Source organism: Streptomyces sp. CA-179760 (genome assembly GCF_050937045.1).
GTDB lineage: Bacteria > Actinomycetota > Actinomycetes > Streptomycetales > Streptomycetaceae > Streptomyces.
This window is the reverse complement of sequence record NZ_JBNJLZ010000001.1, coordinates 1,222,301-1,240,546: the sequence shown is the minus strand read 5'-3', so window position 1 is coordinate 1,240,546 and position 18,246 is coordinate 1,222,301. Positions and strand designations below refer to the sequence as shown.

Genomic DNA, 18,246 nt, shown 5'->3' with positions numbered 1-18,246 from the left:
GCCGCTCCGCCCCCTCAGGGTTCGTAGGAGGCCGCTCCCGCCGTGCTCACGGCCTTGTCCCCGTCGGCCCTGCTCAGCAGTCCGGCCGTCACCCACGCGTCCACCGTGAACCGCACCCGCGCCACCAGCGCCCCCTTGTTCCGGAAGGGCGCCCCGGCCCAGACCTCGTCCAGCAGCGTGGTGCCGTCGGCCTTCGCAGGGTTCGCGACGCCCGAGTCCCGGCCGCCGAAGACGACCTTCGGCTCCGCGCGCCGGAAGTAGGCGTGCGTCGGATCCTCCGTCCCCTCGGCGAACGGCGCCCATTCGGTCCCGTCCAGCGTGAAGTGGAGCGGCTTGCCCGGCACCGGCGTGAGGGAGGCCGTCAGGTCGCCGGACAGCCCGGCGTCGCGGTACAGCCCGGCCCTGAGGAACTCCGTCGCGGAGGAGCGGGCGACCAGGTTGACCGGGCCGTGGAACAGGGTCTGCAGGGACGGGTCGTCGAGAGCCTTCTCCACCCGTGTCCGGAACGGCAGGGAGACCCGGACGGTGTCGCCGGCCCGCCAGGTCCGGGACACGGCGAAGTAGCTCCCCGGCGTCGGAGCGCCCGGCACCGCACTCCCGTTGACGGTCACCCGGAACCCTGCGGTCGCCCACGACGGCACGCGCAGCCGCAGCGTGAAGGCGGCGCGAGAGCCGCCGAAAGTGAGGGTGCTGCCCTGCTCCCTGGGATAGCCGGTGGTCTGCGTGACCGTCACGCCCTTCTCGGCCCAGGTCAGCGTGGACGGGCTGTAGAGGTTGACGTACAGGGCGCTGCCGTCGGACTTCGCGAAGTACACCGAGTCCTGGTACTTCGTGGCGCTCTCCATGCCGGTGCCCTCGCAGCAGGTCGTGCCCTGCTTGGGTGTGTAGTCACGGACATGACCGGGCGTCAGCCCGATGAAGTACGTGACGAGCGGCTTCTCCGCATCCGGCTTGTCCTGCTTCGAGCCGAGCACCTGGTTGTACAGGGCCCGCTCGTAGTAGTCCATGTACTTCGGGTCCTGCGCGTGGAAGAACAGGGTCCGGCTCAGCTTGAGCATGTTGTACGCGCAGCAGGTCTCGGCCGTGGTCGCGCTCAGGGTGCCCGCGATCACGTCCCGGGCCTTCCAGAACTCCCCGGTGCTGGTGCCGCCGATGCCGTACATCCGGTGCGGAACGACCATGTCCCAGAAGTTCTTCGCCGAGGTGAGATACCGCTCCTCGCCCGTCTCGTCGTGCAGCCGCACGTACCCGGTGAAGATCGGGATGTGCTGGTTGGCGTGCAGCCCGTCGAGGACGTCGGTGTTCGCGGCGCACGCGTCGATCAGCCGGTCCAGGTCGAACAGCTTGGCCAGCGCGAGGTGTTCGGCCTTGCCTGTGATGCTGTGCAGATCGCAGATCGCCTCGACGATGCCGCCGAACTCCCCACTGGAGAAGATCCCCCACATCCGCTGGAGCGTGGACTCGGGCAACTTGGACAGCCGGGAGTGCATCCAGTCGCACATGCCGGACGCGAGGTCCAGGGCCCGGTCGTCGTCCGTGGCGGTGTACGCGTCGAGCAGCCCTTTGAGGATCTTGTGCGCGGTGTAGTACGGCGCCCACACCTTCGTGTAGTCGGGAGAGGTCCTCGACTCCAGGTCGATGAACTGCGTCTCCGGGTACGCCGCGAGGAACCCGGGGTGGCTCGGTGCGCCCCAGGTGCGGCGCAGGGTGGCGGTCAGTCCGCGTCCGGAGGCGTCCGCGAAGGTCCCGCCGGCCGTCTCGTCGAAGGCGTACGACGCCAGGTCGCCCCGGCCCGTCGAGGCGTCGGCGGCCCGGCGGCTCTGCAACTCGGTGATCTCGGCGGCGGTCAGCGCCCGTGAGAAGACGTTGAACTCCTCGAAGGCGCCCGCGAAGACGGGGTCCGCGGAGTAGTTCGAGCGGCCCAGCCAGTTGTTCTTCAGCGTGCCGAGAGCCGCCGGGGTGAGGCTCATCGCGGTGTTCCGGGCCACGGCGGTGCCGTTGACGTAGAGGGTGCCGGTGCCGCCCGCGATCGTCACCGCCAGATGGCTCCACTGGTTCAGCGGCAGCGGGGCCGTGCCGTCGAGGCCCTGCTCGCCGCCCGCTCCTGACGTGGTGACGGCGAAGCGCGGCACCCCGGTCTGGTTGCGGGCGGCCAGGTACAGGTAACGCGTGGTGTCGTTGCCGAAGTCGAAGACACGGGTCCAGCCGGCGTCGTGCGTGGGCCGCACCCAGACGGAGAGGGTGACGGCCGGGGTGCCGCCGAGCGCGGCGGCCGGCAGATCCACGTACTGGTAGGAGCCCCGTACCTGGTCCGCGGCGGTCCCGAACTTCCCGGCGACGCTCAGCACCGCCGGCTCTCGCCGCAACGCCGTCCGCACCTCGGCCAGCGCCCCGACCATGGTGCCGATCCGGTCGGCGAACACCTGCTCCTTCGTGCTCCGGTACGCCTGCGCCAGCATGGTCAGGAAGTGGCCGGTGTAGTGCCCGCGCAGATTGCCGTTGGCCTCGCCGTCCAGGCCTTCCCAGCCGCCCGGGGCGACCGCGCCGCCCGTGGCGAGACCGGCGTTGGCGCGGAACACCTGGAGCAACCGGTTCACGTCGTAGCCGCGGGCGTGGTCCAGCATCAACTGCCGCTTGTCGGCGAAGACGCCCCGGCCGAGGCTCACGTCCTCCAGCCCGAACGGCCGGACGGTCCAGGAGGCCGGGATGCCGGCGGCGGCCGTGGCGGCCGCGGGGGCCGCGACGGCCCGGACGGTCGCCGCCTCGGAGAGTGCGGGTACGGCGGCGGCGAGGCTCGCTGCCTTGAGAAGGGATCGTCTGGAGAGGGGCCGTGCCATGTGTGCTCCTCCACGGGGCCAACGGGTCCACGCACTTGACGCGTTCGACGTATGTCAACGCATTCGACATGTCGAACGCCGTACGAGTGATCGACCAGACCCTAGGGAGGGGACGGGAGAGCGTCAACGGGGCGGGGGAGGTGAGTTCAGGAAAGACGTGCTGAGCGGACCAGCCAGTCGACAGCCGCCCGTGCGGTGAACTCTTCCTGACCGCCCCGCAGGAGCAGGCCGGCGGTGGTGAACTCCGGGGCGTCCGCCTGCGCCGGGACGTACGGGATCGCGATGCACCGCATCCCCGCCGCGTGCGCGGCGGCGGCCCCCGGGGCGGCGTCCTCCAGAACCACACAGCCGGCCGGGTCCGCGCCGAGCCGGCGGGCCGCCTCCAGGAAGACATCGGGGGCCGGCTTGCCCTGCGCGACCTCGTCGGCCGAGACGACGGTGCGCAGATGGGCGTCCAGGCCCGTGCCGGACAGGACCGCCTCGATGGCCCCGGGCGAGGACCCCGAGGCCACGGCCATGGGCACGCCCTCGGCCGCCAGCAGCTCGACGAACCTGCGCATTTCGGGGTAGGCGCGCGTGGAGCTGCGGGCGAGTTCGAGATAGCGGCGGTTCTTGACGGTGAACAACTCCTGCACCGAAGCCCGCAGACCGTACCGCTCCTTCCAGTCCGCGACCGTCTCCTGGGTGCTGATGCCGACATACCGCTCGTGGTCCGCCCAGCTGAAGTCAGGGACGCCGTGTTCGGCGAGGGTCTGCCGGCCCGCCTCGTAATAGTTCGGCTCGCTGTCCACGAGCGTTCCGTCGAGATCGAAGATGACCGATACGCCGCCGAGATTGCTCATGGTGTCAGCATGTCAAAGGCCATGATCCGGACGCCTTGAGGGGTCAGGACCGGGCCGCCGCCCGGCCGATCGACTCCACCAGCGGCAGCAGCCGGTGGGGGACGCGCTCCCGCAGGGCGATCTCGGTACGGGTGCGGACCACCCCGGGCAGGCTGATCAGCTTCTGCACGACGTCCTCCAGATGCGCGTTGTCCCGCGCCACGACCCGGGTCAGCAGATCCCCGCCACCTGTGATGGAGAACGCCTCGACGATCTCCGGCACCGCCGCGAGCGCGTCGCCCACCTCGTCGAGATGTCCCTGGGTGACCTCGATGTGCACGAACGCGAGCACCGGATGGCCGAGCGCGGCGGGGGAGAGGTCCGGCGCGGTGCCGGTGATCACACCGTCGCGCTCCAGCCGGTCGAGCCGGGCCTGGAGCGTGCCCCGGGCCACGCCGAGGACACGGGCGTACTCGCGCACGCTCGTGCGCGGCTGCTCCAGCAGCAGCCGCAGGATGCGGGTGTCGAGCTCGTCCACGGGCATGCCGCGCCCTCCTCGTCCGTTGGCTCTGCCGCGGCCGCTCCAGGACCGCCCCGGCTGTACCAATGGCTCAGTCTAGAAGGAGCCAGTTGAGCCAGTGGCGTCCGGGATGCTCATATGGACGCGTCGATGGCGCTGCGGACCCCGTGGCGCCTTTTTCATGCTTTCCCATGCCTGTGCGCGAAGGAGGCGGTAAGCGGTGCTGACGAGGGTGTTCCTGGCTCCGGATCCGGGGCGGACGCGGTTGCGGTTCGGCGCGCGAGCCGTGTTCGGCATCGCGGTCGCGGTCGCCGTCTGCGGCCTCGCCGGACACTCCCTCACGGGGGCCGTCACCGGCGGTCTCGCCGCGCTGCTCGCCCTGTTCACGGTCACCGACGCCACGGTCCGCGGCCAGACGGTCACCACCGCGCTGCTCCCCGTCGTCGGACTGCCCGTGCTCACCGCCGCGGCCGGACTGCACGACCACCCCGTGGCCCGGGACCTCACCTTCCTCGCCGTGGTCGGCGCGGGCGTGTACGCCCGCCGCTGGGGCCCGCGCGGGCACAGCCTCGGCGTCTTCGCCTTCATGACCTTCTTCGTGGCGCAGTTCCTGCGCGCCACCACGGACCAGCTGCCCGAGCTGTACGCCGCGGTCCTGCTGTCCGTCCTCGCCGCCGCCGCGGTGCGCTTCGGGCTGTGGTGCTACGAGCGCCGCCTGCCCCCGCCTGCCGTGCCCGCCCCGCCGGGCGGCACCGGTCTGGCCCGGGTGACCACCCGCCAGGCGATCCAGGCCACCGCCGGGGCGGGCTTCGCCCTGGTCGTGGGCCAGCTCGTGTCCGGCCAGCGCTGGTACTGGGCCGTCGGCGCCACCTGGTGGATCTTCGTCAACACCACCTCGCGCGGCGAGACCCTGGTCCGGGGCTTCCGGCGGCTGCTCGGCACGGTCATCGGCATCGCCCTCGGCCTGCTCGTCGCCGTGCCGGTGCACGGGAACCCGGTCGCCACGGCCCTGCTCGCCGCCGTCTGCGTCTTCGGCATCTTCTACACGGCCGCCGTGTCCTACACCTGGATGATGCTCTGCGTGACCCTGCTCGCGGGCCTGCTCTACGGCCTGCTCGGCGTGCTCGGCCCCGGCCTGCTCGCCCTGCGGCTCGTCGAGACGGGCGTCGGGGCGCTGGGCGCCGCACTCGCCGTGATCCTCCTGCTGCCCGTCACCACGCACAGCGTCACCGACACCTGGATCCGGCGGGCCCTGCGCTGCGTCCACGCCTGCACGGTGGAGACGGCCCGGCGGCTGGCGGGCGCCGCGGACGCCGACCCGGCCCCGCGGGTGGCCGAGCTGGAGCAGCTCCTCGCCCGGGTACGGCTCTCGGTCGCCCCGCTGGTGCACCCGCTGAACCCGATGCTCGGCCGCAAGCGGCGGGCCCGGCACGTGCTCGCCCTCCTCGACGACTGCGCCCGGGAGGTCCGCGGCCTGGTCGCCGTCGCCGCCGACCCGGAGGCCTCCCACGACGCCCGTCTGGCCACCGCCGCGCGGCGCGTGGAAGTCGCGGTCGAGGCGCTCACCGAGGGTGGCGAGGTCCTGGTCCAGATGGACGGACCGTCCGCGACGGAACCGGTCCTGGCCCACCTGCACGGCCTGGAACGAGCCCTGGCGGAGCTCGCCCGGCCGCTGCGGACGCCGTCGGGCTCCCCGCTGGTCGGCGCCTGAGCGCCTGACCGGAGCCCGAGTGCTTGCCCGGGGCCCGAGCGCCTGACCGGAGCCTGAGCGACGAGCCGTACCCCTTGACCCTTTGGTCTAGACCGCGCATGATCGACCGCGCGGTCATTCCGGACGGCGCAGGGGCGAAAGGGCACAGCGATGGCGGACGGCAGCAGGCGGCGGGCGTTCATCGGGTCGTTCACGGCGGCAGGCGGCCCCGGGATCGTGACGGCGGAGGTCGACGCCGACAGCGGCGCGCTGACCATCCTGAGCAGCGTGAACGCCGTCCCCGACCCGGCCTACCTCACCTTTTCTCCCGACGGGGACATGCTGTACGCGGTCAGTGAGACCGCCGCGGGCGCGGTGGCCGCGTACCGCGTGACCGGAGACAAGCCCGAACCGGCCGGACCGCCCGTGCCGCTCGGCGCCGGCGGGCCGACCCACCTGAGTCTGTACGCCGGACACGTCCTGACCGCCAACTACGGCTCGGGCAGCGTCACCGCCGTCCCCGTCCGCTCCGACGGCACCCTCGCGCGGTCCGCCTCCGGCGTGCTCCAGCACACCGGCGGGGGTCCGCACACCCCACGCCAGCACGGGCCGCACGCCCACCAGGTGCAGCCCGACCCGAGCGGGCGCTGGGCCGTCAGCGTCGACCTCGGCACCGACTCGGTACGGGTGTGCACACTGACCGACGGCACCCCTGCCGTGCACCGGGAGACCGCCCTGCGGCCCGGCTCGGGACCGCGCCACCTGGCCTTCCACCCGGACGGCTCGTACGCCTACGTCGTCAACGAACTCAGCCCCTCCGTCACCGTCTGCCGCTGGGACGCGGCGGAAGGCGTGCTGGCCCCGCTGACCGAGACCCCGGTCCTGCCAAGCGCACCGGTGCGCGACGCCTACCCCTCGGGGATCGTCACCTCACCCGACGGCCGCTTCGTCTGGACCGCCACCCGAGGCGAGGACGTCCTGTCCGTGTTCGCGGTGGAAGGAGCGGACCTGCACCTGGTCACCACGGTTCCGTGCGGCGGCCACTGGCCACGCGCCCTGACCGCGTCCGACGGCTTCCTGTACGTGGCCAACGAGCGTTCGGGGGATGTGACCTGGTTCACCGCGGACTCGCGCACGGGCATCCCGAGGCGAGAAGGGGCCATCAGGGTGGCGGCGGCATCATGCGTGGTCATCGGCTGACCCCAGGGGCGCGGGGCGGTGCTGATATGCGGCGCTGCCGCGTGCGCGCGCCCGGCCACGACGCACCCGCGCCCGGCCGAAGAGCCACACCCCTACGGCGAAGGCCCGCCCCGAAACGGAGCGGGCCGTCCCAGCAGTAGGCCGCGTCAGCGAACCGGCGTCTGCTGAACCTGCTGCGGCGTGATACCCAGCGTCGTCGTGTACTTCGCCAGCGCCAGCTTCCCGATCGCCGGGTACGGCCCGAGCGACTCCGCCGCGGAGCACCCCGCCTCCTTGGCCGCCTCCTCGACCAGCCCCGGCTCGATCTCCGGGCCGATCAGATACGGCGCGAGGGCCAGCTGCTGCGAGCCCGAGTTGCGCAGCTGCTCGGCGACGGAGGCGATGGAACCCTCCTGGTCCAGGGCCGCGGCCATCACCGGCACCGCGAGGCGCGCGGCCAGCAGCATGCCGGTGATCCCGGCCGCCTGCACGGCCTCGTCACCGCCCACGGAGGCCAGGACGATGCCGTCGGCGGCGGTCGCCACGGTGAACAGGCGGGCACGGTCCGCGCGGGCCAGGCCGGCTTCGGAGAGCCGGACGTGCAGCGCCTCGGCGAGCAGCGGGTGCGGGCCGAGGACATCGGTCAGCTCCGCCGCGATGTGGCTCTCCATGACGGCCTGACGGACCCGGCGCAGCAGCGCGCTGTCCGGGCCGGCGAGCAGCGGCACGACGACGGCGACGGGCCCGTCGGGCTCCCTGACGTCCATGCCGGCGGCACGGGCCTGCTCGAAACGGGCGGTGCGCTCCTCGGCGGCGTGCGCGAGCACGGCCTGGAGCGTGAAGTACTCCGCGTTGTCCCCGTCGAGATACCCGATACGGGCGTCGAGGCCGGGCAGCTCGGAGCGGGCGATGCTCACGACCTCCTCGGCGAGGCTGCGCGTGGCGCTACTGGGCGTGCCCGGCACGGCGAGGACGAGCGCGGGCGCGCCCTCGGGAGCCACCAGCGGCTCGGGACGGCGGTGCCGTCCCGGCTGGCGGGGTCGCGGCATTCGTACTGGCAGGCCGGACTCGGGTCCAGTGGGGGAACTCATGGCGCCGCATGTTACTGGTTTCCTGGGCTCTCCTGTTCGGGGAGGGTGCAGGTGAGCGGTATACGTCCGGTTTTGTCTGATGAGTTACGTACGGATTGAGTTACGTACGGATCATGCGGGTCGGATTATTCACCCGAATGGGTTGTCACGGACAGCATCGCCTCGTGACCCGGCAGCGTGAGGGGACCGGTACTCAACTCGGTCGCCAGACGCACGGAGCCGTGCAACGGGTCGCCCTCGGCCCGCACCCGGCGCGCGTGCGGGAGCCGCTTTGCCAGTTCCTCGTCCACGGGCCCGAGGAGGGGGTCGCCCAGCTTGAACAGGCCGCCGGTGACGGCGACACGGGGCTCGCCGGCTGAGGGGCACACGGCTGCCGCGGAGTCGGCCATGTGCCGCGCGGCACCGCGCAGGATGTCCGCCGCGACGGGGTCCTTGTCGGCGCAGGCGGCGACGTGGGGCGCGAAGGACGCGAGGACGGCGGGCCGGTCCGGCCGTGGATACAGCCGTCCGGGCAGCCCGGCGATGGGCCCGAACACCTCCTCGGCGCTCGTCAGCAACCGGGCCGAGCCGCCCTCGCGACCGTCATGGGCGCGCAGCGCGGCCTCGAGTCCGGCCCGCCCGATCCAGGCACCGCCCCCGCAGTCGCCGAGCAGATGCCCCCAGCCGTCCGCACGACGCCAGCCGGTCAGGTCGGTGCCGATCGCGATCAGCCCCGTACCGCCGGCGATCACGGCACCGGGACGTGACCCGAGAGCGCCCACGTACGCGGTCACGGCGTCGGCGGCCAGCGCGATCCTCCGTACGCCCAGCTCCCGGGCCAGCGCGCCCGGCAGTTCGGCGCGCAGCGCGTCCCCGAGGGAGGCGAGCCCGGCGGCGCCGACGGCGACGGCGGTCAACCGCACCGGTCCGGCCTCCGCGGTCAACGCGCGCACCAAGGGCATCAGGTGTGCCATGAAATGTCCGGGGTCGATGCCACGGTCGCCCGTGCGGACCGGCTCCGCCGACTCCCGCCGGGCCACCGGCCCGCGCTCGGTGGTTCCCACCACCGCCCGGAGCCCGGATCCGCCGGAGTCCACGGCGAGAAACGCGGATCCCTCCGACACCCCGGTCACGGCGGACGCCGGTCCACCGGCCGGCCGCCCCGGCGGAGTGGTTTGAGCACTGGATGCAACGGGATCCCCTCCTTCCCGTAAGGCAGAGTAGCCCCGTGGGCGGCGTCCGGGCGTGCGGGATCGTGTGCTTGTGCGGGGACCGGTTGTGTGCCAGTAGGGTGACGCGCTGTGGCACCACGACCCTTGCATGAACTTGTCGAAGCAGGCTGGGCGAAGGCCCTGGAACCTGTGTCCGAACGTATCGCCGCGATGGGGGACTTCCTGCGGGCCGAGATCGTGGCCGGCCGGACCTACCTCCCGGCCGGGGCGAATGTCCTGAGGGCCTTCCAGCAGCCCTTCGACGACGTCCGCGTCCTCATCGTCGGCCAGGATCCCTATCCCACGCCGGGGATGGCCGTCGGGCTGAGTTTCGCGGTGGCGCCCGAGGTGCGATCACTGCCGGGCAGCCTGGAGAACATCTTCCGGGAAATGCATACGGACCTGGGGCTGCCCCGCCCGTCCAACGGCGATCTGACGCCGTGGTCGCAGCAAGGGGTGCTGCTCCTCAACAGGGCGCTCACCACCGCCCCGCGCAAGCCCGGCGCCCATCGGGGCCAGGGCTGGGAAGAGGTCACCGAGCAGGCGATCCGGGCCCTGGCGGGTCGCGGCAAGCCGCTGGTGTCGATCCTTTGGGGCCGCGACGCCCGCAATCTGCGGCCACTCCTGCGAGACCTTCCGGCGATCGAGTCCGCTCATCCCTCGCCGATGTCGGCGGACCGCGGTTTCTTCGGTTCGCGCCCGTTCAGCCGGGCCAACGATCTGCTGGTGCGGCAGGGGAGCACGCCGGTGGAGTGGCGTCTGCCGTAGGCCGGGGCGTCCGGGGCGCTTGCACGGGTGTTCACATCGGCCTGTCACACTTTGGTGGTACGTCAAACTATCTCCAGAACGGACAGTTGATCACCAGTGACATTGCTTTACCGCGCGTACCAGGGAGCATCATGACGCGCAGATGGTCGCTCATCACCACGATCGCCGTACTGACCGTCGCCCTGGCCTTCGTCGTCACCCAGTTGGTGCGCGGTCAGGAATCAGGGGAGTCGAAGGAGCAGCGGGCCTCGCCGGATACGAGCGCCGAGTCGCTGCGCGGCGCGGGGTGGTGGCCCCTGCACCGGTCCGGCACCGCGAAGGCGGGTGAGCACGACGCCGTCGTCAGCGGCGACGTGGAGTGGACCGATGAAGGTCCCGAGGGCGGCGCCCTGAGGCTGGACGGCAACGGATACGTGGACGCCGCCTCCCCGGTCGACACCACCGGCGCGGACTACTCGGTCGCCGCACGGGTCCGGCTCACCTCCACGAACGGCTTCCACACCGCCGTCTCCCAGGACGCCCTCGGGATCAGCACGTTCTTCCTCCAGTACTCCGGCCAGGACGAGAACTTCGCGTTCAGCTTCCCCGGTGCCCGCACCGTCGCGGAGAAGACCGAGCGGCCGCGGACCGACCGCTGGTACCACCTCACCGGCACGTACAGCGACAAGGACCACCGGATGCGGGTCTACGTGGACGGCAGACTCGCGGGCAGCAGAGAGGCCTCCAGCAAGGAGAAGCCCACCGGCGACGTGGTGATCGGACGCGGCAAGATCGGGGGTGAGGCCGCCGACCACTGGAACGGCGACATCTCCGACGTGCACGTCTACGACCGGGAACTGACGCCCGGTGAGGTGGACTCGCTTTCCGCCCGTGAACCGGACTGACATCCGCGAACCGGACTGACGGCGGGCATCGGCGCCCCTCCCCCTACGAGGGGCGCCGGCCCCCGGACGATGCGCCCCGGCCGCCGGAACGACGGCGGCACCGGGGCGCGTTCACCGTCGCCACCCCCACAGGCGACAGGAGAGGAAAAGGCCTTTGTCGGCCAGCACTTCGACCGAATCCTCGACCGAAACCCGAACAACCCGTCCCCCCACCGCGGAACTCCGTCCCGAGGAGTTCCTCAGAGCCTTCTACCAGGTTCACGGCCGTGCGTTGCTGCAGTTCGCCGCACGGCGACTGCACGGCGACTGGCACCGCGCCGAGGACGTCCTCCAGGAGGTCGCGATCCGCGCCTGGCGCCATGCCGGGAAGCTCGACCCGACCACGGACGCGGCGAGACCGTGGCTGTTCACCGTGCTGCGCAACCTCGTCATCGACGATCTCCGGGCCCGCCAGGCCAGACCGGCGGAGACCGGCGACCCGGAACTCGCCCACCCGGCGGTGCCCGACGACGTGGATCACATGCTCACCTCCCAGGTGCTCTTGGAGGCACTGCGGGATCTGCGGCCGCCGCAGCGTGAGGTGCTCATGCACGTGCACTACCTGGGGCGCAGCGTCAACCAGACGGCCAGGGTCCTGGGCGTCCCGCCGGGCACGGTCAAGTCGCGGACGTTCTACGCCTCCCGCGCCCTGCGGGAGGCGCTGTACAGCCGAGGTCTGTACGCGGACGGCCGCTACCGCGACGCCGGGTGAGACTCGGCGAGACGCCCCACGTGCCGGGTGATCTCCAGGCCGAGCGGGCCGGTGTCGAGCGATCCGCCCGCACCGGCGCGCCAGCGCCACCCGGCGGGCGCGTCGCCGAGCACCAGCAGCGCGTCCCCGCGCCGCAGGCCGTCCAGCGCGCCCTCCCGCCGTGGGAGCTGTGAGGCGTCCACAACGAACAGGTGCGGCGCCACACCCTCGACGGCGACCCGGCTGCTGCCCTCGATCAGCCGGAAGATCTGGGTGACGTCGGACGATCCGGGCTCCGGCCGCACCGGGCCCGCCGCGTCCGCCACGGCGAACGCCTCCTCCAGGCTGGCCGCGGTGTGCAGCCGCGAGCCCTGCGGTACGTCGTCGGCGACGAGCCCCTCGCCGGCCACGGATCCCACCAGGGTGACCTCGGCGAGAGCCCCCACCGGGCCTGCGAGCGCCTCGGTGACGACGGCTCGCGCCAGGCTGCGCACCTCCTCGTCGGGACCCGCCACCGAGACGGGCCCCGACGCCCGGGAGAGGTCGACCAGCACCCGGTCGGCGCCCTCCAGCCCCACCGTCACCGTCAGCGCGTAGGGCAGGGCCGGTTCGCCTTCCGGGCCGGAGCGGCGCAGAGCGTCGGTCGAGACCGTCCAGCGCTCGCCGTCCGCCTCGGCGGTCCAAGGCGCCGGAGCGTCCTCCTCCGCGCCGGCCAGCAGCAGCCCGAGCCGCTCCTCGGAGCAGACGACGGCATACATGTCGGGCAGCGACCGGCCCGAGCGCAGGCACTCGCCCGTCAGCCGGCGCAGGCCCGCGTCGACCACGTCCAGTGCCTCCCGCCCCTCGACGGCGGCCGAGGGGGCGACGGGCTTCGGCGGGCGGGTCTGCCGCTCGGTGACGACCAGCGCGGCCACCGCTCCGATCAGCGCCAGCCCCAGCACCACGGCCAGGACGTACCACCAGATCATTTTCTGACTCCTTGTCGGGACCCGGCGGCGGAGCCGGGACGGTCGAGAGCGAGGGGAGAGAGGGGAGAGGGGAGAGGGGAGAGGGGAGAGGGGCGGCACCGCGGCGGAGTCGCGAAGCCGAGCACCCCAAGGCGTCTACGGGGCCCACCGGCAGACGGTTCACGACCACGTGGCCGCCAGGCCCGTGAACCATCCGCGGGCGGGCGCCGTAGGCCCAGTCAGTGGCGCGAGAGCTGCCGGGCACGGCCCGCCGCGCCCCCGTGAACACGCTGGCTGGAGGACGTTTCGTGTCGTTGATGTTGACCGTGGTCGATGGGGAGAGTGATGCGTTCGACGTCCACCTCGACGCCGACCCCGACACGCCCGTGGGCGGCGTCGTGGAGGCGCTGGCAGGGGCGGGAGGCGTCCCGGCCCCGGAGGGCCTCGGCCTGTACGTCGGCGACCGGCTGCTCCCCGCGGACATGGCGCTGCGGGACGCGCCGCTCCACCACGCGGCCGTCGTGGGCCTGGGCCGCCCGGCCGGTATGTCGCCGGCCGAACCGGGCGGGCTGGCGGAGGTCCGTGCGGTCGGCGGGACCGGGGCGGGCGCGGTGCACCGGCTCGACCTCGGCGAGTACCGGATCGGTCTGGCACGCGACGGGGCCGCCCAGGTGCTGCGCACGGTACCGGAGCGTCCGCTCGCCGTCCTGACGGTGGGCCCGGGGGACGCTGCCGCGTGGCGCCCGACGCGTCCGCCCCGGACGGCGACACCCTGCAACTGGACCGCGAGGACCTCACCGTGGCCACCGCCTGGCCGGCCGGCGCACAGCTCCTCGTCGGCGGGTGCCTGCTCGAACTCGCCCTCCCGCAGCGGCCGGACGCGGCCGTGGAGCCGTCGGAGGACGGCACCGGCTGGGACTACAACCGGCCGCCCCGGCTGCGGCCGAGCGAGAACGCCACCCGCTTCACCCTGCCCTCTCCGCCCGCGTCGCCCGCGGCCCGGCCGCTCCCGTGGCTCGCCGCGGCCGCCCCGCTGGTGATGGCGGTGGCCGGGGCACTGGTCCTCGGCCGCCTGACGATGCTGCTGTTCGGGCTGCTCTCCCCGGTCGTGATCGTCGGCAACCACCTGATGAGCCGGCGCAACGGACAGCAGTCGCACTCCGAAGCGGTCGCCGCCTACGAGGAGAAGAAGGCGCGCATCGAGGGTGACGCGGAGCAGGCGCTGACGGCCGAACGGACCGCCCGGCGCCGTGGCTTCCCGGACCCGGCCGAGGTCGTCCTGACCGCCGTGGGCCCCCGGCACCGCCTGTGGGAACGCCGCACCACCGACGCCGACTTCCTGGAACTGCGCGTCGGGACCGCCGACCTGCCCTCCGACGTGGTGCTCCAGGACCCGACCAAGGACGAGCACCGCCGCCAGGACCCGTGGACCGCGTACGACGTCCCGGTGACCGTTCCGCTGCGTGAGCACGACGTCCTGGGAATCGCCGGCGAGGGCCCGGCCGCGCGCTCCGTGGCACGGTGGGCGGTCGCCCAGGCCGCCGTCCTGCACAGCCCCCGTGACCTCCAGATCCACCTCCTGACGACCGGCGGCCCGGGCCGGGACGGCTGGTCCTGGCTGCGCTGGCTGCCGCACGTGCGAAAGAAGTCCGGCGACACCCCGGCCAGCATCGGCTACGGCACGGAGACCTGCGCCCGCCGGGTCGCGGAACTGACGGCGCTGATCGCCGAGCGCGCCGGACGACAGGACCGGCGCAGCCGGCCCGCCGGACCAGACGTGCTCGTCGTCCTCGACGGAGCCCGCAGGCTGCGTTCGCTGCCCGGCGTGGCGCAGATCCTGCGCGATGGACCGTCCGTCGGCGTCCGCGCGGTCTGTCTGGACGCCGAGGAGCGGCTGCTGCCCGAGGAGTGCCACGCCGTCGTCGTCGAGGAGCCCGGCGGAACCGTGCGGGTGGGACGCTCCGGAAGGGGCACCGTCGGGAGCGTACGCCCCGACGCGGTGTCCCAGGACTGGTGCCGCTCACTGGCCCGCGCGATGGGCCCGCTGCGGGACCCGGGCGGGGACCAGGAGGAGGCCGCGGTGCTCCCCGGTTCCGCGCGGCTGCTCGACGTGATCGCCCTCGACCCGCCGCAGGCCGCCGGAATCCGGGCGCGCTGGACCGCCGGGGGCCGCTCGACCAGGGCGGCCGTCGGCGTCTCCCTGGACGGCCCGTTCTTCCTGGACCTGCGGCGCGACGGCCCGCACGGGCTGGTGGCCGGTACCACCGGCTCCGGCAAGTCCGAACTCCTCCAGACGCTGGTCGCCTCGCTCGCGGTGGCGAACCGTCCGGACGCGATGACGTTCGTCCTCGTCGACTACAAGGGCGGCTCCGCGTTCAAGGACTGCGTGGACCTGCCGCACACCGTCGGCATGGTCACCGACCTCGACGCCCACCTCGTCGAGCGGGCCCTGGTGTCGCTGACGGCGGAACTCACCCGGCGCGAGCACATCCTCGCCGCGGCCGGCGCCAAGGACATCGAGGACTACGTCGAGGCACTGGAGCGGAGCCCGGCGGGCCACACTCCGATGCCCCGGCTGCTCATCGTCATCGACGAGTTCGCCTCGATGGTGCGTGACCTGCCGGACTTCGTGAAGGGCCTGGTCAACATCGCGCAGCGGGGCCGCAGCCTCGGCATCCACCTGATCCTGGCGACGCAGCGCCCCAGCGGTGTCGTCTCCTCGGAGATCCGCGCCAACACCAACCTGCGCATCGCGCTGCGGGTGACGGACTCCGGCGAGAGCCAGGACGTCATCAACCCCACAGAAGCCGCCGGGATCTCGCAGGGCAACCCCGGCCGCGCATACGTACGGCTCGGCCAGAACTCCCTCGTGCCGTTCCAGTCAGGGCGGGTCGGCTGCCGCCGGCCCGGCGCCGCGGCGACCTCGCTGCCGGCACCCTGGGCGGTGGCGGTCGGCTGGGAGCGGCTCGGCGAGCCCCTCCCGCCGCGGCCCCGGGGCGCTGTCGCCCCCGCCGAGGCGGAGACCGACCTCACCGGACTCGTCAAGGCGATCCGCGACGCGGACCGCGAGATGGGCATCCCCTCGCAGCACAGCCCCTGGCTGCCGCCGCTGCCCGAGAAGCTGGTCACCGGCGAACTGCCACCGGCCCCGCGCTCGGACTACGACCTCGCGCCCGTCGCGTACGGCGTGGTGGACCTGCCCGCGCAACAGGCCCGGCTGCCCCTGGTGATCGACCCGGCGACGCTCGGGCACCTGCACGTCGTCGGTTCGCCCCGGCAGGGCCGGTCGCAGACGCTGCGCACGCTCGCCGGAATGCTGGCCCAGGCCCACACCCCGGCCCAGCTGCACCTGTACGGCATCGACTGCGGCAACGGCGCACTGCTGGCCATGGAGGGGCTGCCGCACGTCGGCGCCGTCACCCAGCGCACCCAGCCGGACCGGGTGGCCCGGCTGCTCGCCCGGCTGACGGGGGAGCTCGCCCGGCGGCAGGAGATGCTCGCCGCCCGCGGCAGCGCCGACCTGACGGAACTGAGGCGTGCGCTGCCCGAGGACGAACGGCCGCCGCACCTCGTGCTGTTCATCGACCGGTGGGAGGTCTTCGACAAGCAGCTCGGCGAGTACGACTCCGGGAACCTGCTGTCCGGGGTGCAGACCCTGCTCCGGGACGGCGCGAGCGTCGGTATCCACCTGGTGATGAGCGGCGACCGGGCGCTGTTCTCCAGCCGGGTCGGCAACTCCACCGAGGACAAGCTCGTGCTGAAGCTGAACGACAAGTCCGAGTACGGCATGATCGGCGTCACCCAGCGGAAGGTGCCCGACGAGATCCCGCCGGGCCGGGCACTGCGCGCCGCCGACAAGGCGGAGGTGCAGATCGCGCTCCTCACGGACGACCCCGGGGGCCAGGCACAGGCCGCGGCGCTCCAGCGGATCGCCGAGCAGTGCCGTGAACGGTCGGCTCACCTGCCCGCCGCCACCCGGCCGTTCCGCGTCGACACCCTGCCGGACCGGCTCACCTGGGAAGAGTCGGCCGGGTACGCGCCGCAGCCGTGGCCGCACCCGCGGTGGGCGCTGGCCGGCGTCGGCGGCGACGAACTGACCGCCTCCGGACCGGACTTCTCGGTGACGCCGACCTTCCTGGTGGCGGGCCCGGCCAGGTCCGGGCGCAGCACCGTCCTGTCGACGCTGGCACTGTCGCTGCTCACCTCCGGTACCCCCGTCGTGATCGGGGCCCCCGCCCGCTCGCCGCTGCGCGACCTCGCCGGACGGCCCGGCGTGCTCGCGGTGTTCGACGGGCCCGACATCGACCCGAGGGCGCTGGAGGAGGTGCTGGACTCCTCGCCCGACGGGGCCGTGGTGCTCCTCGACGACGCCGACCTGCTGCTGAAGACGAAGGCGGAGCCGGTCCTCACGCAGATCGCCAAGTCCGGTGCGGAGGCCGGCCGGGGGCTGGTCGTCGCCGGGCAGACCGACCGGCTCTCCTCCGGCTTCTCCGGCTGGCACACCGAGGCCCGCCGCAACCGGTGCGGACTGCTGCTGAAGCCGCAGAACATGAGCGACGGCGAACTGATCGGCGTCAAGGTGCCCCGCAGCCGACTGGGCGCGGCCCGTCCGGGCCGGGCGATCCTGCACCTGGGCGACGGCGTGCTGCGCACGGTCCAGGTGCCGGAGACGGTGATCGCGGAGCCGGACGCACCTGCCTGACCCACGCCCCGGACTCGCCGTCAACACACGACAGAGGGCTCCCGCCGATGAGGTCGGCGGGAGCCCTCTGTCGTGTGCGGGGCGGGGCCGTGGGACCAGGTCGCCCAGAACAGTGAACGAAGTCAGTCGGGGCGGAACCAGTCCGGGTTGTCGGCCTGGGCGGTTCGCTCAAGGTACTGACCGAGGCCGCCGGCGACCCATGTGCGGCTGTCGTTCTCGTGGTCCCAGACGTAGATCTCCGAGCCGGTCCCCGTCCGCGCGAAGGCGAACTGGTCGCCGCCTCCGTTGTCACCGAAGAAGAGCAGCGAGTCGAACGGCATGTAGAGCTCGCCGATCGAAGCGTCCGTGCGCAGGAAGGCGTTGTCCTCTCGGATCCTCTTCAGGTCCCAGACGACGCCGGCGCCGAGGTCGTCGAGTACGCCGTCGCTCTCCAGCAGCAGCGCCTTGAGGTCGTCGGGGAACGGATGCCGCAGTTCCTCCTCAGCCGCCGCGATGCCGTCCTGTCGGGCGGGATCGGCGAGTTCCCAGTCGATACCGAGGCGGTTGATGAGTTCTCTCCACACGTGCGTCACCTCGCGGGTCGGTTGCCGGGGTCCGGGATCGGTGAACACTAGCGAACGGGCGGATCGAACTGTTTCCCGTACTTGTTGTCGATCTCCGTCGCCTTGTCGAGGAGATCCTTCCGGGTCGACGGGGTCGTGGTGGGGTTGCTCTTGTAGAAGGAATCCCAATCCTTGCGGATGTCCCTCAGGTGCACCGTGTTGTTGATCTTCTTGGGAATGCCGCGCAGGTTCTCCACGGAGTTGATCTCATCCTTCCTGAAGACCCCCGGGTACTTCTTGAAGACCTGCTGCTCAACGGCGTGATGGATCACCATCGGCTTCCCC

Annotated in this window: 15 protein-coding genes and 1 pseudogene; 7 read left to right on the top strand and 9 right to left on the bottom strand. The window is 72.7% G+C overall.

Annotation, left to right across the window (positions count from 1 at the left end):
- Positions 1-14: 14 nt before the first annotated feature.
- The 3 genes from ACQEV8_RS05425 to ACQEV8_RS05415 all read right to left on the bottom strand — a co-directional run bounded on the left by ACQEV8_RS05425 (position 15) and on the right by ACQEV8_RS05415 (position 4,202).
- Positions 15-2,837, bottom strand: coding sequence for a beta-L-arabinofuranosidase domain-containing protein (locus tag ACQEV8_RS05425; RefSeq protein ID WP_432957801.1), 2,823 nt, complete (start codon positions 2,835-2,837; stop codon positions 15-17).
- A 146-nt stretch (positions 2,838-2,983) separates the two neighbouring features.
- Positions 2,984-3,679: an HAD family hydrolase gene (locus tag ACQEV8_RS05420; RefSeq protein WP_432957799.1), complete on the bottom strand. Its 696-nt coding sequence runs from the start codon at positions 3,677-3,679 to the stop codon at positions 2,984-2,986.
- A 43-nt stretch (positions 3,680-3,722) separates the two neighbouring features.
- Positions 3,723-4,202 (bottom strand): Lrp/AsnC family transcriptional regulator, encoded by a 480-nt coding sequence (locus tag ACQEV8_RS05415; RefSeq protein WP_432957797.1) that lies wholly within the window; start codon positions 4,200-4,202, stop codon positions 3,723-3,725.
- Between the two features lie 196 nt (positions 4,203-4,398).
- Here ACQEV8_RS05415 and ACQEV8_RS05410 point away from each other — a divergent pair, with 196 nt between their 5' ends.
- The gene (locus ACQEV8_RS05410; RefSeq protein WP_432957795.1) at positions 4,399-5,889 is read left to right on the top strand and encodes an FUSC family protein; all 1,491 of its coding nucleotides are present in this window, start codon (positions 4,399-4,401) and stop codon (positions 5,887-5,889) included.
- A gap of 150 nt (positions 5,890-6,039) precedes the next feature.
- Positions 6,040-7,068 carry a lactonase family protein gene (locus ACQEV8_RS05405; protein ID WP_432957793.1) on the top strand — a complete coding sequence of 343 codons (1,029 nt, stop codon included), beginning with the start codon at positions 6,040-6,042 and terminating at the stop codon, positions 7,066-7,068.
- 146 nt (positions 7,069-7,214) lie between these two features.
- Here ACQEV8_RS05405 and ACQEV8_RS05400 read toward each other — a convergent pair whose 3' ends face one another.
- Together ACQEV8_RS05400 and ACQEV8_RS05395 are read right to left on the bottom strand one after the other, a co-directional pair.
- Complete coding sequence (locus ACQEV8_RS05400; RefSeq protein ID WP_432957792.1) at positions 7,215-8,138, bottom strand: sirohydrochlorin chelatase; 924 nt, start codon at positions 8,136-8,138, stop codon at positions 7,215-7,217.
- A gap of 125 nt (positions 8,139-8,263) precedes the next feature.
- Positions 8,264-9,250 (bottom strand): N-acetylglucosamine kinase, encoded by a 987-nt coding sequence (locus ACQEV8_RS05395; protein WP_432957790.1) that lies wholly within the window; start codon positions 9,248-9,250, stop codon positions 8,264-8,266.
- Between the two features lie 168 nt (positions 9,251-9,418).
- Between ACQEV8_RS05395 and ACQEV8_RS05390 the strand changes: the two genes are divergently transcribed.
- From ACQEV8_RS05390 to ACQEV8_RS05380, 3 genes are all read left to right on the top strand, one after another.
- Positions 9,419-10,096: a uracil-DNA glycosylase gene (locus ACQEV8_RS05390; protein ID WP_432957787.1), complete on the top strand. Its 678-nt coding sequence runs from the start codon at positions 9,419-9,421 to the stop codon at positions 10,094-10,096.
- 131 nt (positions 10,097-10,227) lie between these two features.
- Entirely contained in the window at positions 10,228-10,980 is a 753-nt protein-coding gene (locus ACQEV8_RS05385) for a LamG domain-containing protein (protein WP_432957785.1), read from the top strand.
- A gap of 154 nt (positions 10,981-11,134) precedes the next feature.
- A complete protein-coding gene (locus ACQEV8_RS05380; protein WP_432957783.1) occupies positions 11,135-11,731 on the top strand; it encodes a sigma-70 family RNA polymerase sigma factor in 597 nt (198 codons plus the stop codon).
- Here ACQEV8_RS05380 and ACQEV8_RS05375 read toward each other — a convergent pair.
- Positions 11,713-12,678 carry a hypothetical protein gene (locus ACQEV8_RS05375; protein ID WP_432957781.1) on the bottom strand — a complete coding sequence of 322 codons (966 nt, stop codon included), beginning with the start codon at positions 12,676-12,678 and terminating at the stop codon, positions 11,713-11,715. The two genes, ACQEV8_RS05380 and ACQEV8_RS05375, sit on opposite strands and share 19 nt — an antisense overlap.
- Positions 12,679-12,896: 218 nt before the next feature.
- Positions 12,897-13,274 (bottom strand): hypothetical protein, encoded by a 378-nt coding sequence (locus tag ACQEV8_RS05370; protein WP_432957779.1) that lies wholly within the window; start codon positions 13,272-13,274, stop codon positions 12,897-12,899.
- 422 nt (positions 13,275-13,696) lie between these two features.
- Between ACQEV8_RS05370 and ACQEV8_RS05365 the strand changes: the two are divergent.
- Positions 13,697-15,304, top strand: a pseudogene (locus ACQEV8_RS05365) (FtsK/SpoIIIE domain-containing protein); the annotation flags it as partial.
- A 423-nt stretch (positions 15,305-15,727) separates the two neighbouring features.
- Positions 15,728-17,359 (top strand): FtsK/SpoIIIE domain-containing protein, encoded by a 1,632-nt coding sequence (locus ACQEV8_RS05360; RefSeq protein WP_432972449.1) that lies wholly within the window; start codon positions 15,728-15,730, stop codon positions 17,357-17,359.
- Positions 17,360-17,481: 122 nt separating this feature from the next.
- On the opposite strand, the gene ACQEV8_RS05355 is transcribed toward ACQEV8_RS05360, so the two are convergent.
- Both ACQEV8_RS05355 and ACQEV8_RS05350 read right to left on the bottom strand, forming a co-directional pair.
- Positions 17,482-17,922, bottom strand: coding sequence for an SMI1/KNR4 family protein (locus ACQEV8_RS05355; protein ID WP_432957777.1), 441 nt, complete (start codon positions 17,920-17,922; stop codon positions 17,482-17,484).
- A 47-nt stretch (positions 17,923-17,969) separates the two neighbouring features.
- On the bottom strand, positions 17,970-18,236 hold the full coding sequence (locus tag ACQEV8_RS05350; RefSeq protein WP_432973418.1) for a hypothetical protein: 267 nt from the start codon (positions 18,234-18,236) through the stop codon (positions 17,970-17,972).
- Positions 18,237-18,246 lie beyond the last annotated feature (10 nt).